The organism is Conexibacter stalactiti, assembly GCF_033542075.1.
In the GTDB taxonomy this organism is placed as follows: Bacteria; Actinomycetota; Thermoleophilia; order Solirubrobacterales; family Solirubrobacteraceae; genus Conexibacter; species Conexibacter stalactiti.
The window spans coordinates 32,901-48,277 of record NZ_JAWSTH010000009.1 but is presented as its reverse complement, the minus strand read 5'-3'; the positions used below and the strand labels follow the sequence as shown (position 1 = coordinate 48,277).

Here is a 15,377-nt window from a genome sequence, read left to right as displayed (position 1 = left end):
CTGCCCAGGGCCGGCGCGGAAGACTCGCCCGCTGCGCGACACCGTACCCAGCACTCGCGCGCCCGGACCGCCGTGGCCCCGAATTCACCGGGGTGAATTCGCCGCCGGTTCGGGAGCCGCCGCCGGTGCGAGCAATCCGGACGCGCGTGCGGCCGCGACCGCTTCCGCGCGCGAGCTGACGCCGAGCCGGCGGTAGATGCGCCGCAGGTGGGAGCCGACGGTGTCCTGCGAGAGATAGAGGGCGGCGGCGATCCCGCTGCGACTGAGGTCGCTCGGGAGCAGCTCGAGCACGCGCCGCTCGGCTCTCGTCAGATCGCTCCCCAGCAGCTCCCCGGCTTCGCGTCTGAGCGCGGCCTCGACGGCGGCGAGCCGCGGCTCCAGGACGCCGACGTCGGGGTAGCGAGCGATGATCGCGCGGGCCGCGGTCGCGGCTTCGCGGGCCCCGGAACGGTCGCGGCGGTCGAGCTCCAGCTCGGCTTGCAGCAGCAGCGTGAAGGCGTCGTACAGCGAGTCTGGGATCTTGCGCGTGAGCCGAGCCGCGCGCGCGAGCGTCGCTTCCGCCTGCTCGCGCCGACCGGCCGCGCGCAGGACGCAGGTGGCCGCCTGATAGACCAACGCGTGCTCGAACGCTGACTCGCCGCCGTTCTCCTCGACCTCCGAGATCGCTGCGCTGGCGCGGGCGAGCGCGCGCTCGGTCAGACCGCTGTCGAGGTCGGCGAGCGCGAGCGTCGCGAGCGCCCACGTGCGCCGGCGCTCGACCATCGCATCGACGTGGGGCTCCAGCACCGCCTGCGCCGCGCGGCTCTCGCCGGCGAACCACAGCAGGACGCCGAGGTTGGCGGCGACCGCCGCACGGACGCTGAGCGGCTGCTCGCGGGTGCGCCCGGACAGCGCTCGTCCGCGCTCGACTGCCTCCCTGACGCGGCCGAAGAACGGCGACAGCAGACAGTGCTCGACGAGCAGTTCGACCCCCGGTGAGGCGTAGTCGGCTCGCAGTTCGCGGAAGCCGGCGTACATCTCGTCCGGAGAGACGCCGTCCAGTCCGCCGGCGAGCAGGTGGAGCGCTCGGCAGTACGGACCGAACTCGCCGCGGTCGGGCGGAATCGCGTCGATCAGCCGTCGCACCGAGAGGTACTGCCGCGTGCGCATGAGCCGCTCCCCGTGCCGATGGACGAGCGCGGCGGCGCGATGCCCGTCGCCGGCTGCGCTCGCATGGACGATCGCCTCCTCGACGCGGCCGCGCTCCTCGTACCACCGCGACGCGCGCAGGTGGAGGGTGGCGATGAGGGCGGGCTCGCGCACGCGCAGCTCGCGCTCCAGCAGCTCGGCGAACAGCTGATGGCACCGCATCCACGTGCCGCCGGGGTCGGCGTCGTCGAGGACGGTCAGGAAGAGGTCGGAGCGGCGGGCTTCGTCGAGCAGCTCGCCGGCGGCGGGATCGTCGAGCACCGCCGCGCACAGCGACTCGTTGAGCCGGCTGAGGATCGAGGTGCGCCGCAGGAAGACGCGCAGAGCCGGGTCGAGCTGGTCGAGGACCTCGTCGACGAGGTATTCGGCGACGTCGCTGCGCGAACGCGAGAACGCTTGCAGGAAGCGGTCGCGGTCGGGCTTGGCCGGCATCGAGGCGCCGACCAGCGCGAGCCCGACGGGCCACCCGGCGATGCGCTCCTCGACGGCCGCGAGCTGGTCTGGGCGCAGCGCGAGCGCGAGCGCGCCGTTGAGCAGCCGCTCGGTCTCCGCCGGCCGGAACGTGAGTGCCTCTCGTCCGATCTCGGCGATCGTGCCTGCCGCACGCCGCCGGGCGAGGCGCAGCGGCGGGGCGCTGCGGCTCGCGACGACGACGCGCACTCGCGGCGGCAGCGAGTCGATCAGCGCGGTCAGCAGGCGCTGGCAGGGCGGCTCGCGCACGAGGTGCCAGTCGTCGAACACGATCGCCAGCCCGTCCGGCGTCGCTGCGTGAGCGAGTGCGTCGAGCAGCAGCGGCAGCACGGTCTCCAACAGATCGGAGCCGCCGCGCAACGCCCGTTCGGCCTCGCTCGCGGCCCCGGGCCGCACTCGCTCCAGCGCCGCCAGCAGATGCGCGACGAGCCGCCGCGGGTCGTCGTCGTGCGCATCGAGCGACAGCCACGCCGTCGGCTGCGGAGCCGTCTCGACCCACTGCGCCAACGCCGTCGTCTTCCCGAACCCGGCTGGGGCGCAGACGACCGTCAGCGGGCGCGAGTCGCCTGCCAGCAGCAGCCGTGTCACGCGGCGGCGCCCGATCGTCTCGCGGTGCACGTGCGGCACCCGCAGCTTGGCTTCGTTGACGAGTGGTGCGCTCAGGTCTCTCACGGGCAGGTGGTCGTGCGTGGTGCAGGGCTCATCTTGGGCCCGTCGCGGCGCCCGTGCGGACGCCCCCCTGCGACTCGCGACAGATGGAGTTTCGGTCGCCTGATCGAACGTCAAAGCTGTGCAACCGGCTTCCTGGTGCGACGTTCGAGGGGCGACGTTGGAGTGGTTGCCCGCCGCCCATGTTGGCGTCGCGCTGCGTTTGGTGGATACCTGGCGCGCATCAACGCATCAACAGTTCTTCACCAAAGGGAGTTCAGGTGCAGCCAGGCACGAACAGCGAACGGCGCGCAGGTGACGGCCGCGACCGGCAACAGGAGGTGGGACATGCGCCCATCTGAGAATCGCCGATCGCGGCCGCGCGCCGCCACCGGCGCGCTGCGGCGCCGTGGACGGCTGACGGTGCTGCCGCTGGCCGCCGCCGCCGCAGTCCTCGCGCTGCCCGCCGCGGCCTCGGCGGCGACGGTCTCCGGCGCGGCGTTCGAGGACTTCAACGACAACGGCGTTCGCAACACGAGCCCGCAGGTCGACAGCGGGGTCGGCGGCCTCACGGTGACGGCCTACGGCCCCGGCGGCGCGGTGCTCGCCAGCGGCAGAACGGCCGCCGACGGCACGTACAGCCTCAACGTCCCAGATCCAGCCGGCCGCGTGCGGGTCGAGTTCACCGACCTGCCGGCCGGCTACCAGCCCGCTCGCCACGGCTCGAGATCCGGGACGACGGTGCAGTTCGCCGACCTCTCCGGCGGCAACGTCAGCGGCCTCGACGTCGGCGTGCTGCAGCCGGCCAACTACTGCCAGGACAACCCGCAGCTGGCGTTGGCCTGCATGCAGTTCGGCGCGCGGGACGGCGACCATGCCGGCGACGCGGCGATCCGGCTGATCTCCGACGGCACGCCGAACAACGTGACGCCGAACCCGGCCGGGCTCGGAACGCAGTTTCCCGCGGCGACCTTCTCCCAGGTGGGCTCCGTCTTCGGCGTCAACCAGCCGACCGGCTCGGACCACCTCTACTCGGCGACGTACACCAAGCGCCATGCCGACTGGGGTCCGGGCGGTCCGGGCGCGATCTACCGCACCGACGTCGACCAGGCCGAGGCCGGCACCCCGAACGCGACGCTGTTCTTCGACGTCAACGACCTGCCGGGCGATCCGGCCGGCACGGCGACGCGCGCGACCGGCGGCTGGATCAACGACTCAGGCGCCTGGGACGCCGTCGGCAACACCGGCCTCGGCAACCTCAGCAGCAGCCTCGACGGCTCGACGCTGTACACGGTCGGGCTCGCCACCCGACAGCTGCTGCGGATCCCCGTTCCGGCCGACGGCAGCTCACCGGCGCCGGGAGCGGTCGACGCCGTCACGATCCCCAGCCCCTGCGTGCCGGCCGGCGACGCGCGCCCGATGGGCACCGCCTTCCACAACGGGCTCGTCTACGTCGGCGGCGTCTGCTCGATGGCGAGCGTCGGCGATCCGCCCAGCGCCGCCAACCTCGGCGACAACCGGATGAGAGTGTACGTCTACACCTTCGATCCGGCGACCGGGACGTTCAGCGCGAGCCCCGTCCTCGACCAGGTGCTCGAGTCCGACCGCCTCTGCATCACGCGGCCGCCGACGAGCAGATTCCCTGAGCCGACCTGCGACACCGGGCCGAGCGCCGACTGGCACCCGTGGACCTCGCAGTCGACGAGAGACGTGATCAGCGGCGCTGGCGTCTATGCGCAGCCGATGCTGTCCGACATCGAGTTCGTCGGCGACGACATGGTGCTCGGCATCCGCGACCGCTCCCCCGACCAGGTCGGCGCCGGCTCGGTCTTCCCGGACGGCACTGGCCTGGAGGGTGGCGCGCAGTCGGGCTACAACCTCCGCACCTGCGCCGCCGGCGGCGGGACGTTCGCGCTCGAGAGCAACGGCGTCTGCGGCGGCCTGACCGGCTCCGGCCCGCAGAACGTCGCCGGCTGGGGGCCGGGCGGCGGCCTCTTCTACTGGGACCAGGACTACAACTTCGATCCGCCCGGCGCCTACAACGGCGCTCATGACTACACCGGCCTCGGCGGCATGCTGCAGATCCCGGGCTACGCGGCCCTGCGGATGTCGGCCCAGGACGTCGCCGACCAGTGCCCTGCCGGGATGGTGACGAACTCGTGTCCGGACTCGGCCGGCCCCAACGCCTCGGCCGGCGTGCTGTACCTCGACAACAGCGACGGCTCGCGCGAGAAGGGCTACAACGTCTACTCGCACGACGGCAGAGTCGGCGCCACGTTCGCCAAGGCCAACGGCCTCGGCGACCTCGAGGCGCTGTGCGACGCGGCGCCGATCGAGATCGGCAACTACGTCTGGATCGATCCCGACAAGGACGGCGTGCAAGATCCCGGCGAGGCGCCGATCGCCGGCGTCACCGTCGAGCTGCTCGACGGCAGCGGCGCAGTGATCGCGACGACGACGACCGACGCCGCCGGCCAGTACTACTTCAACGAGGGCAACGTCACCGACGGCATCCAGCCGAACAGCGACTACACGGTCCGGATCCCGCTCGGCCAGGCCCCGCTTGACGGCTACCAGCCGACCGACGATCACACCGACGCGGCGCTGCGCGACTCCAACGGCGTCAGAGACGGCGCGTTCGTCGTCGACAGACTCAGAACGGGCGCGGCCGGTCACAACGACCACACGCACGACTTCGGCTTCAACCCGCCGTTCAACGTCAGCATCAGGAAGACCGTCTCCGCCCCGCTCGTCAAGCTCGGCGAGACGGTCACCTATACGCTGACGGCGAGAAACGACGGACCGGGCACCGCAGACGACGTCGTCGTGACCGACGACATGCCCGACGGCCTGGCGCTGATCGGCGCCAGCAGCTCGAAGGGCTCCTGCGCGAGCGCGGGCAACGACGTCAGATGCGAGCTGGGCCGGCTGGCCCCGGGCCAGGTCGAGACGATCACCGTCACGGCGAGACCGCTGGTGGCGGGCAGACACGTCAACAACGCGGAGATCACCTCGCCGGGCGACAGAGACCCGAGAGACAACAGAGACGAGAGAGAGATCGAGACGCCGAGACCGAACGTCTCGCTCGTGAAGTCGGTCTCCTCCCCGACGGTCAAGCTCGGCGAATCGGTGACGTACGCGCTGTTCGTCAGAAACCATGGTCCCGGCAGCGCGCGCCAGGTCGTCGTGAGCGATCAGATGCCCCAGCAGCTGATGGTCACCGGCGTCACCACGCCGGTCGGGACGTGCGCGACGGCGGGCAGCGCGATCACCTGCCAGCTCGGCACGCTGGCCGAGGGTCAGCAGGTGACGGTCACGGTCACCGCCAGAGCGGTCAGAACGGGCACGGCGATCAACAACGCCGAGGTCAGATCGCCCGACGACGGAGACCCGAGAGACAACAGAGACAGAAGAGAGGTGAGAATCCAGACCCCGGACGTCTCGATCGTCAAGTCCGTCTCGGCGAGACGGGTGAGACTCGGTCAGTCGGTGACGTACACGCTGCTGGCGAGAAACAACGGCCCCGGCATCGCGGAGCAGGTCGCCGTCACCGACACGCTGCCGAGCCGGCTGAAGCTGACCGGCGCGAGAACGGCGGTCGGCAACTGCACGACCAGAGGCAACCGCCTGCGCTGCTCGCTCGGCACGCTCACAGAGGGCCAGCAGGTGCGGATCACCGTGAGAGCGCGTGCGATCAAGACCGGTCGCGCGATCAACAACGCGGTGATCGGCGCCAGCGAGGACAGCAACCCCAGAAACAACAGAGACAGCGTCCCGGTCGTCATACCGAAGGTCGACCTCGGGCTGACGAAGACCGTCGACCGGCGCGTGCTCCGTGTCGGCCAGACCGCCACGTACACGATCACGGTCACGAACCCGACGAAGGTCGCGCTGCGCAGCGTGCGCACGTGCGACGACCTGCCCAGTGGGCTGGCGTTCGTGAGAGCGTCGCCGAGAGCGCGGCTGATCAGAGGCCAGTACTGCTGGACCGCGAAGGTCCTCAGAGCCGGTCAGAGCACGACGTATCGGATGACCGTCCGGGCGCTCAACACGAGCGGCGGCAGCAAGGTCAACCACGCCGTCGCCAGCGCACCTGACGCGAACGCGAGACGCGCCGAGCGTGCCGTCCAGCTGGTCGCCGGCGGCGTCAAGGCCGGAGGTGTGACCGGCTGAGAACCCGCATCGGCCGCTCGAAAGGGCGCGGTCCCGCTCGTCGGGATCGCGCCCTCGCGCGTCTGCGCGGCACCGATCGGCGGCAGGGATGGATCGGGAGACCTGACACGTGGCGAGACAGGCAGCAGGCAGGCGGCGTCCGTCACGACGGGTGCTGCGGCAGCGGCGGATCGTGTTGGTCGCCGGCTGCGTGATCGTCGGCGCGGCGGTGACCGGCGGCGTTGCGCTGTGGGGTGGTGACGACACGCGGGCGCAACGGGTCGCGCTCGTGCAGCGGTACGTCACGGCCTGGGGACGCGGCGACTACGCGACGATGCATCGGCTGTTGACGCCGCCGGTGCGGCGGCGCGTGTCGTTGCGCGAGTTCGCGGCGACCCATCGTGCGCAGCTGGCGACGGCGACCGCGAAGGCCGGTCCGCGGGTGGAGGACGGTGAGCCGCGGGTCGACGGCGAGCTGGTGAGCGTGCGGCTGGAGCTGCAGACGGTCGCGTTCGGGACGGTCCGCGCGGCGGTGACGTTGCCGATCTCGCTCGAGGACGGGAATGAGGGAGTTCGGTGGCGCGAGCGGCTCGCCTTCCCCGGGTTGCGCAGGGGCGAGCGCCTGCGGGCGGAGACGCGGCTGCCGACCCGCGCGACGGTGCTGACGGCCGATGGCGGGGTGCTGGCGGCGGGCACCGAACGGCGGCCCGATCCGGCGCTGGCGGACGTCGCCTCCGAGACGGTCGGGGCGCTCGGCGCAATGGACGACGGGCGCGCGGCAGAGCTCCTCGGGCGCGGTGTGCCGGTGGATGCCGAGGTCGGCGCGAGCGGTCTGGAGCGCGCGCTCGACGATCGCCTGACCGGCACGCCCGGAGGCCGTCTGCTCGGCGGCTCGCGGGTGCTCGCGACGAGGGCGCCGCGGGCGGCGGCGCCGGTGCGGACGACGATCGTCCCGTCGGTGGTGCGGGCGGCCGTGTCGGCGCTGGGCGATCGTGACGGTGGAGCCGTCGCGCTCGATCCGCGCAACGGCGCGCTCCTCGGTTACGCGGGCGTGCCGTTCTCGGGGCTCCGAGCACCGGGTTCGACGTTCAAGGTGATCACGCTCGCGGCGGCGCTGGAGGCGGGGGTGACGAGCGCCGACGCGGCGTTCCCGTACGAGACCGCGGCGCTGCTCGACGGCGCGCCGTTGCAGAACGCCCACGGAGAGCTGTGCGGCGGGAGTCTGATCGAGAGCTTCGCGCACTCCTGCAACTCCGTCTTCGCGCCGCTGGGCGCAGCGGTCGGAGCCGAGCGCCTGGCGCAGACCGCACGCAGGTTCGGCTTCGACGCGCCCTCGGACATCCTGGGAGCTGCCACGTCGAGCGTTCCCGGCGAGGAGGGCGGTGAGGACGCGCTGACGGTCGGCTCGACGGCGATCGGCCAGGGAAAGGTGCTCGCGAGCGCGCTGCAGATGGCGAGCGCCGCGGCGACGATCGCGCGCGGCGGCACGCGGCCGCTGCTGACGCTGGCGGTCGGCGGCGGGGCCCCCGCCGCGGCCGAAGCGCGAGTCGCGAGAGCGCGCCGCGCGACCAGTGCCTCGGTCGCGCGCGTCGTGCAGCAGGCGATGCGTGCCGTCGTGGAGGAGGGGACCGGCACGGCCGCGGCGATCGACGGCGTCGCGGTCGCCGGCAAGACCGGCACGGCGGAGCTGGGCGTGAGCTGCACGCCCGAGGCCGCTGAGGCCGAGCTCTGCGATTCCGAGGACCCGACCGACACCGACGCGTGGTTCGTCGGCTACGCGCCGGCTGACCAGCACGGCGACGAGACGGCCGCGACGGTCGCGGTCGGTGTCGTGCTGATGCAGTCCGGCGCTGGCGGCGACACTGCCGCCCCCGTCGCGCGGGAGCTGATCGTGGCGGCCCTCGGCGCGAGCGCAGACGCGACGAGGTGAGTCGGTGTCACGTGTCTCCGCGCCGCGTGCGATGGAAGCTCGTCGCGTTGCTCGTCGTCGCCGCGTGCGCGGTCCGTGTCCAGCCAGCGGGCGCGGTGCTCGCGCCGGCGTTCGACGTCGCCGCGCCGTCACGCACGGGCGGCGCGACGGTCGCGCGGATCGTGGCGCCGTCGTTCGCGCGTGCTCAGCTCGCCGTGCCGCGTCGCGGGCGCCGTGTCGGCACCGCGACGGCATGGTCGGGGCAGCCGCAGACGCTGCTGGTGCTGGACGGCGCGACGCGCGACGGGGCCGGCTGGGTGAAGGTGCTGCTGGCCGATCGTCCCAACGGCTCGGCGGGCTGGGTGCCGCGCGACAACGTGACGCTCGGTTCTACGCGGTATTGGGTCGAGGTCGCGGTGCGGTCCCGGACGGTCACGGTCTTCCGTGGTGGCAGGCGAGTGCTGCGCACGCGCGCCGTCGTCGGCGCCCCACGGACGCCGACGCCGCTCGGCCTCGCCGCGATCTACGAGCGCAACCGCCAACCGGACCCGAGGGGGTTCCTCGGTCCGTGGGCGCTGTCGCTGACGAGCCTCTCGAACGTGCTGGAGAGCTTCGGCGGCGGGCCGGGGCGGGTCGCGATCCATGGACGCGCCGGCGAGAGCTTCGCCGATCCGCTCGGGAGCGCTCGCTCACACGGCTGCGTCCGCATCGACAACGGTCCGATCGCGTGGATGGCCAAGACGCTGCCGATCGGCACGCCGGTTCACGTCACCGGCAGCTGACAGCGGCACCAACCATCTACTCGTCGAGGAGGTCGTAGGTCGTCGTGCGCGGCGTGCGCTCGGTGTCGCCACCGGGGCGTCTCACGACGCGCGTGACCTCGATCGAGAAGTCGCCGCCGGGGACCGGTCTGCGCGCACCGGTCACGGCGCTGACGACGCGGCCGCCGTTGTCGCCGTAGAGGCTGACCGTCACGGAGGTGTCGCCGGCGGCGGCGCGGACGAGCACCGGCGCGTCGGTGTCGTTGGTCCAGGCGAGGTCGATGTCGGGATGGTTGAGCGTCGCCTCGCGGCCGGCCGGATAGCGGTCGATGAAGAGGCTGTGCGGCTGGCTGGTGTCGAGCTGGAGGCCGGCGAAGTAGGCCGCGTTGTACGTCGTGGTGGCGAACTGCGAGACGCCGCCGCCGACCGACGGCACGAGTCTGCCATCGGCGATGAACGGCGCCGGCAGGTAGCCCTTCGCGCGCGTGCGCTCGCCGACGATGCCGTTGAGCGAGAACTGCCCGCCCGGCGCGATCACCGTCCCGTCGACCGCCCTGGCCATCGTCTGGATGTTCGTGACGCGCGGCTGGCCGGGCTCGTAGTACGTCGTGAACGTGCCGATCAGGCGGTCGGCGGAGCGCGCCTCTCTGGTCGTGACCTCCGGCGCGACCCGTCTGGTCGGCACCCGCGCGTTGTGAGAGCCGTCGCGCACCGCTCTCGCGATCGCCGTCGCGAGCCGCTTCTGCTGGACCGCGCGGCCGGCGCGCGCCGGCACTATCGAGACGTCGGCGGCGCGCGGTCTCCAGGTCAGGTCCTCCTTACCGTCGACGACGACGCCGCCGGCGCCAGCCGAGACGCGCGCGTCGCGCGGCGGCCGATCGCGCGCGTGCGCGAACCGAGCGACGATCGCGGCGACTGCCTCGTCGTCGACGCCGAGGCGAACCTCGCTCCCGTCGTCGAGCGGCTCGAGCACCAGCGCTCTCGCCAGCTCGGCGCGGCCGACCTGGAACGGGGCGCCGGCGCCGAGGAGCGTCAGCGGCGATGCGAGGTAGTCGCCGGCCTCGGTCGCGATCGCGTCGACCTCCTCAGCGGAGACGACCGGCGTCGCGCGCACCGCGACCCGCAGCGGTCCGCTGGATCGCTCCAGCAGCGCCCGGCGCAGTCGCGCTCTCAGCTGCTCGCGGTCGAGCAGGCGGCCGGCGCGCGGCGGCTCGGCGGTGACGTCGAGGCCGTCGTCGGAGATCTTCAGCGCGCCCGGAAAGGAGGGCTCGTCGACCCGTCTGGCGAGCGTCTCGACCGTGCGCCGCAGCGCGACGCGGTCGACGTCGGCGTCCAGCGCGACGTCGCGCTCGGAGAGCAGGCCGGCGACGGTCGCCGGCAGGCCGCCGAGCGCGCCGTCGCGGCCCGCGTCGAGCGCCCGCTGCACGGTCGCGTCGAGGTCGAGCCGGTAGCCGGCGTCGGCCGGCCGGACGGTCAGCCGCTCCTCGCCGGCGAGCACGACGACCGCTCTGCGCGGATTCGCCAGCGGTCTCAGTCGCGCGCGCAGCGCAGCGGCGTCCATGCCGGCGACGTCGATCCCGGCGACTGTCGTGCCGGGCAGCGCCTCGCCGCCGTGCGTCAGCCGCACGACGAACGGGATCGCGAGCACGATGAGCAGCAGCGCGGCCGGAACCGCGAGCGCGGTGAGAGTGGACCGGCGCCGGCGCGCGCGGCTGGGGCGCGCCGTCAAGGGCGGAGCTGCGAACGACGAAACATCTCCACCAATCTACGCGACCGCCGCCGTCGGGCCCGGCGCGCGGCTCCTCAAGGCGGCCGCGCTCCTGCCGATTTCTCCTTACCGCGTTCGGTAAAGCGACCCAGGCCTCGACATGCGCTGCCTTGACCCCCGTCGTGCATTGCTCGCCCCACTCGCCGTGGCTGCGCTCGCCTGCCTCCCTGGCGCTGCCGAGGCGGCGAAGGCGCCACGTCGACGGCGGCAGGGGCGACGATCGCATCACCGGCGGTCCGGGCAGAAACCGACTCCACGGCGGCCCGGGCAGGAACACGGTCATCCCACTGCTGAAGCGCGACTCGAACGACTGGAACATCTACGTCAACGTCACCTACGACCTGCCGGTCGGCACGAGAGTGACGTGGCGGCCCGACTACCCCAGCGCCAACTGCATCAGCTGGTTCGAGGAAGGCGAGTACTCCGACGTCGTCGCAAACAGCGACCCGAAGGCAAGCGCCTGTTCAGCGCCCGGACAGGCGGCATGGTCTGGGACTCGTGCGTCTGGGAGCGCACCTGGGGCTCGTATGCCGTCGAGGCGATCCTGCCCGGCGGCTCCAGACACATCCGCAACGTCCGTTTCATGACGGGGACGCCGAACGCCGTCCGGCACGAGCTCGAGTCGCAATGTCACTTCAGCTCGAAGCTGACCTGCATCGGTGCCAGCGCGAGCGGCTCGGCCAACGCGAAGGACCTGACCGTCGCGTTGCAGCTCGGGCCGATCGGCAATCGCTGACCCCCTTGCCTCACCACTTAACTGACATGTAGGTTGAGGGTGAGATGTGTGTCGATTCGGTGCAGCATCTTGTTTTGCGCGAGACTCTTTGAGTAGAGTCGCGCCGACCTCGGATGGGACCGGGGTCTCACGGATGTTGACCGAGTGCCGAGGCGCGCTCAGAGAGGCAATGGATGCCCACATCAGGGGAGGGTCCACGCCGCCGGCATGGAAGCCGGCGACGTGTGTCGACGATCGCCTTCGCGGTCGTCGGACTGTCGTTGTGCGGGGCGGCGCCAAGCGTCGCGAAGCTCCCGCTGGAGACGGCGAAGCCGCAGCTGCGGACGGCGCCGCCGAACCTCGCGGGGGACGAGGTCGTGAGCTTGCGGACGGCGAGCTCGCGCACCTACCGCACCTCGCGCGGCACGCTGGTGACGCGCGTGACAGCGACCGCTCCGGGGACGGCGTCCCCGGGCGCCGCCGCACTCAGCGCGCTCAGCAGCGGGCCCGCGGTCGACTGCTACATCGTCAGCGGCGCCGGCGCGAACGATCCGCACTGCGCCGAGGGCGTGCTGAAGGTTGGCTCCGACAGCGCGTCGGAGTACCGCTCGCTGCTGCGGTTCGACCTCTCCAGCATCCCCGCGCAGTCGCAGTTCGTCGACGCGACGATGGGGCTGTCGGCGGCGAGCTGCTCGACGCTCACGCCGCCGACGGCGCTGGTCGTGCAGCGGGTCACGACCGGCTGGGCCGAGTCTGCCTCGCAGGGGCCGTCGTGGAACAGCGCCGACGTCGTCGCGTCGTCGCCGTGGAGAACGCCCGGCGGCGACTTCGAGGGCATCGCGATCCCGAGATCGACGGCGGGCTCGTCGTCCTGCTTCGAGAGCTGGTTCTTCCCGGCCCGGCTGGCGCAGGCGTGGGCGGAGGGCGCGCCCAACCTCGGCGTGATCGTGCGCGCGGCGAGTCCGACCGGCAGAGAGGTGCTGCAGTTCGGCTCCTCGCGCTCGACCGACCCGACGAGACGACCGATCCTCGACGTCGAGTACCGCCCGCGGACCGGTGACCTGGAGCCGTACACCTACGATCGGCGCGAGCTGACCGAGCGCACCACGCTCAGCGTCAACGTCGCCAACGGCAACCTGCTCGTGCAGGAGCGCGACGTCGAGTTCTTCGACACCGACGTCGACTACCCGATCGACCGCACGTACAACAACCTCGCGCATCAGCTCGACCAGCTCGGCACGACCGACCTCGGCGCCGGCTGGAACCAGAGCTTCGACCGTCGCGTCACGCTGCCGGCGACCTTCGGCGCGAGCCGCACGACCGTCAGCGGCCCGACCGGCGAGCTGTTCGCCTACACCTACGACGGCGACAGCACCTTCGATCAGATCGGCGACATCAGACCGCAGCTGCTGTACGGCGTCGACTACCTCAGACTGTTCGATCCCGAGACCAACACGACCGTCGAGTTCAACCCGGCGAACTACAGCGTCAGAGGCCTCGTGGACGCGCGCGACAACGCGATCTCGTTCACGAAGACGAGCAGCGGACCGATCACGGCGATCTCCGATCCGCTCGGCCGCGGCACGACCTTCTCGGTCGCCGGCACGCGGCTGAGCTCGATGAGAGATCCGAGCGGCGGGATCCACAGATACGCCTACACCTCGGGCTACCTCACCAGCTACACGCACCCGCTCGCCGGCACGACCAGATACGCCTACGCCGACACGGCCAGAAACCTCACCTCGGTCACGCTGCCCGACGGCAGCGAGACGCGCATGACCTACGACGCGCAGCAGCGTGTCACGACGATCACGCGGATCACCGACCCGGTCGCCGGCACCGGCGAGGTGACCAGATACGCCTACGCCCCCGGCGTCACGACGGTCACCGACCCGGACGGCAGAGAGCGCAGATTCTCCTACGACGGCCGCTCGCGCGTGACCAACGCCAGCGACGGCGCCGAGCCGCCCGCGCTCGCGGTCTCCGGGCCGCTCGCGGAGGCGAGAGGCGAGACGCTGCCGCCGGGCGAGACGACGCTCGAGTTCGGCGCCTCCGACGCCAGAGCCGGCATCGCGCAGTTCCGCATCGCGGTCGACGGCGAGGAGACCGAGGAGCTGGAGCGTGACTGCACCGACGGCTGTCCGGAGACGACCGACGGCGACTGGACGATGGACACCGACGACTGGGAGCCCGGCCCGCACACGGTCACCGTGCTCACGACCGACGGGACCGGCAGCACGACGAGCCAGTCGTTCATCGTGAACGTCCCGGCTCAGCCGGAGGACGGCGACGGGACACACCCCGGCGACGGCGTGGAGCCCGAGCCCGAAGGCGAGATCTCCCCCGAGGAGTGCGAGGACTACTACGAGCCGGGGTCGATCTACTGCGTCGAGCCGCCGTCGACGCCGCCGGCAGTGGACCCGGACGCGAGAGCGGCAGCGTCGAGACTCGCGAGCGACCACATCTACGGCATCTCCCAGGACGGGGCGCTCGGCTTCCCGCTCTTCCCGAGATTCAGAGAGCTGAAGGTCAGACGCGTGCGGCGCATCCTGCCGTACAACCTGATGGAGCGGGAGACGCCGGTGCCACCGGCAACAGTCGGGCCGCGCAAGTTCAGAGACGCGATCGCAGGGTTCCGCGCGTTCTACGAGAGCGCGATCGACAACAACCTCGACATCATGGTCTCGTTCCAGTTCCGGATCCGCAAGGTGACGGACAGCTCCGGGAATTACCTCACCCACTGCCCGTGGGAACCGGCACCGACGGATCCGGACCCGAGACCGATCGTGATCGGCTACGAGAACAGCGGACCGCCGCGCGACCCGAGAGCGGACCCGAGCGTCAGACCGAGATACGACCCGGCATACGACAAGGACTGCGACGGCTTCATACCGGACACCGAAGGCAGAGACAGCAACTTCAACTACCTCCCGGCGTTCGGCAACTACCGTGACAACCTGCGCTCGTTCAAGAAGCAGTTCCCGCGCGTGAAGACGTTCTCGGCCTGGAACGAGCCGAACTTCAAGTTCCAGCCGACGCGTGCCGGCAGAGCCGGGGCGAAGCGGGCCGCGCGCTTCACCTTTTGGCTCTCGAAGCACATCTGCGACCAGGGCAGATCGTGCAAGGTCGTCGCGGGCGATCTGGCCGGCGGCGAAGGGACCAAGTGGCGGAAATACGTGGCGACCTACGCGAGAGAGGTCGTCCGCCTGTTCAAGGCTCCCGGCGCCAGAGGCGGCCCGGTCCCGCTCGACTGGGCGATCCACCCGTATGGCGACGTGATGCGCGAGTACCCGGACAAGGACATGAGAAGAACGGCGACCAGCCAGTTCATCGATCTGGTCCCGGCGAGTCGGCGGATCTGGATCTCGGAGTCCGGAAGCCGCGTCGACACCGGCGGCAACAGAAGACATCGCCGCAACTCCGAGGAGTCGCAGAGACGTGAGGTCCACTACCTGCTCGAGAAGCTCGCGAAGTCGCGCAACTCGATCGCGCGGATCTACTACTACTCGCTGTGCGGACCGGAGACGTTCTCCGACGGTCTGAGAACGCATGACACCGGCCTGTTGGGGCTCTTCCCGAGACTGTCGAGCCAACCGCTCGGCGCGTGCTACATCCCCGACGAACCGGGGCAGGACACGAGAGGGCAGGCGAAGCGGATGGCCTACAACGTCTTCAAGACGTACGCCAACCTGAACGAGTTCGGATAGCAGGGGGGGCACTAGGATGTGCGCGATGGGGCGGAGCCGGTTTCTGACAGCGGTCGCG

The 15,377-nt window shown here is 71.5% G+C and carries 8 protein-coding genes; 6 read left to right on the top strand and 2 right to left on the bottom strand.

Features of this window, described 5'->3' with window-relative positions; genetic code table 11:
* Positions 1-84: 84 nt before the first annotated feature.
* Positions 85-2,331 (bottom strand): helix-turn-helix transcriptional regulator, encoded by a 2,247-nt coding sequence (locus R7226_RS05765; RefSeq protein WP_318596087.1) that lies wholly within the window; start codon positions 2,329-2,331, stop codon positions 85-87.
* Between the two features lie 324 nt (positions 2,332-2,655).
* Between R7226_RS05765 and R7226_RS05760 the strand changes: the two genes are divergently transcribed.
* From R7226_RS05760 to R7226_RS05750, 3 genes are all read left to right on the top strand, one after another.
* Positions 2,656-6,480, top strand: coding sequence for an SdrD B-like domain-containing protein (locus R7226_RS05760; protein ID WP_318596086.1), 3,825 nt, complete (start codon positions 2,656-2,658; stop codon positions 6,478-6,480).
* A 109-nt stretch (positions 6,481-6,589) separates the two neighbouring features.
* The gene (locus R7226_RS05755) at positions 6,590-8,389 is read left to right on the top strand and encodes a penicillin-binding transpeptidase domain-containing protein (protein WP_318596085.1); all 1,800 of its coding nucleotides are present in this window, start codon (positions 6,590-6,592) and stop codon (positions 8,387-8,389) included.
* A gap of 11 nt (positions 8,390-8,400) precedes the next feature.
* Positions 8,401-9,150, top strand: a complete 750-nt coding sequence (locus tag R7226_RS05750; protein ID WP_318596084.1) for a L,D-transpeptidase — start codon at positions 8,401-8,403, stop codon at positions 9,148-9,150.
* A 16-nt stretch (positions 9,151-9,166) separates the two neighbouring features.
* On the opposite strand, the gene R7226_RS05745 is transcribed toward R7226_RS05750, so the two are convergent.
* Positions 9,167-10,777 (bottom strand): VanW family protein, encoded by a 1,611-nt coding sequence (locus tag R7226_RS05745; RefSeq protein ID WP_318596083.1) that lies wholly within the window; start codon positions 10,775-10,777, stop codon positions 9,167-9,169.
* 242 nt (positions 10,778-11,019) lie between these two features.
* Here R7226_RS05745 and R7226_RS31685 point away from each other — a divergent pair, with 242 nt between their 5' ends.
* From R7226_RS31685 to R7226_RS05735, 3 genes are all read left to right on the top strand, one after another.
* The gene (locus R7226_RS31685; protein ID WP_404827785.1) at positions 11,020-11,484 is read left to right on the top strand and encodes a hypothetical protein; all 465 of its coding nucleotides are present in this window, start codon (positions 11,020-11,022) and stop codon (positions 11,482-11,484) included.
* Positions 11,382-11,633, top strand: a complete 252-nt coding sequence (locus R7226_RS05740) for a hypothetical protein (protein WP_318596082.1) — start codon at positions 11,382-11,384, stop codon at positions 11,631-11,633. The genes R7226_RS31685 and R7226_RS05740 overlap by 103 nt, the downstream gene beginning before the upstream one ends.
* A gap of 224 nt (positions 11,634-11,857) precedes the next feature.
* Positions 11,858-15,319, top strand: a complete 3,462-nt coding sequence (locus R7226_RS05735; RefSeq protein WP_318596081.1) for a DNRLRE domain-containing protein — start codon at positions 11,858-11,860, stop codon at positions 15,317-15,319.
* The last annotated feature ends 58 nt before the right edge of the window (positions 15,320-15,377 follow it).

What these genes read in the sequence shown, in the direction of transcription:
- R7226_RS05760 (WP_318596086.1), top strand. Translation starts at nt 2,656, where the DNA reads ATGCGCCCATCTGAGAATCGCCGATCGCGGCCGCGCGCCGCCACCGGC.
- R7226_RS05740 (WP_318596082.1), top strand. Translation starts at nt 11,382, where the DNA reads ATGGTCTGGGACTCGTGCGTCTGGGAGCGCACCTGGGGCTCGTATGCC.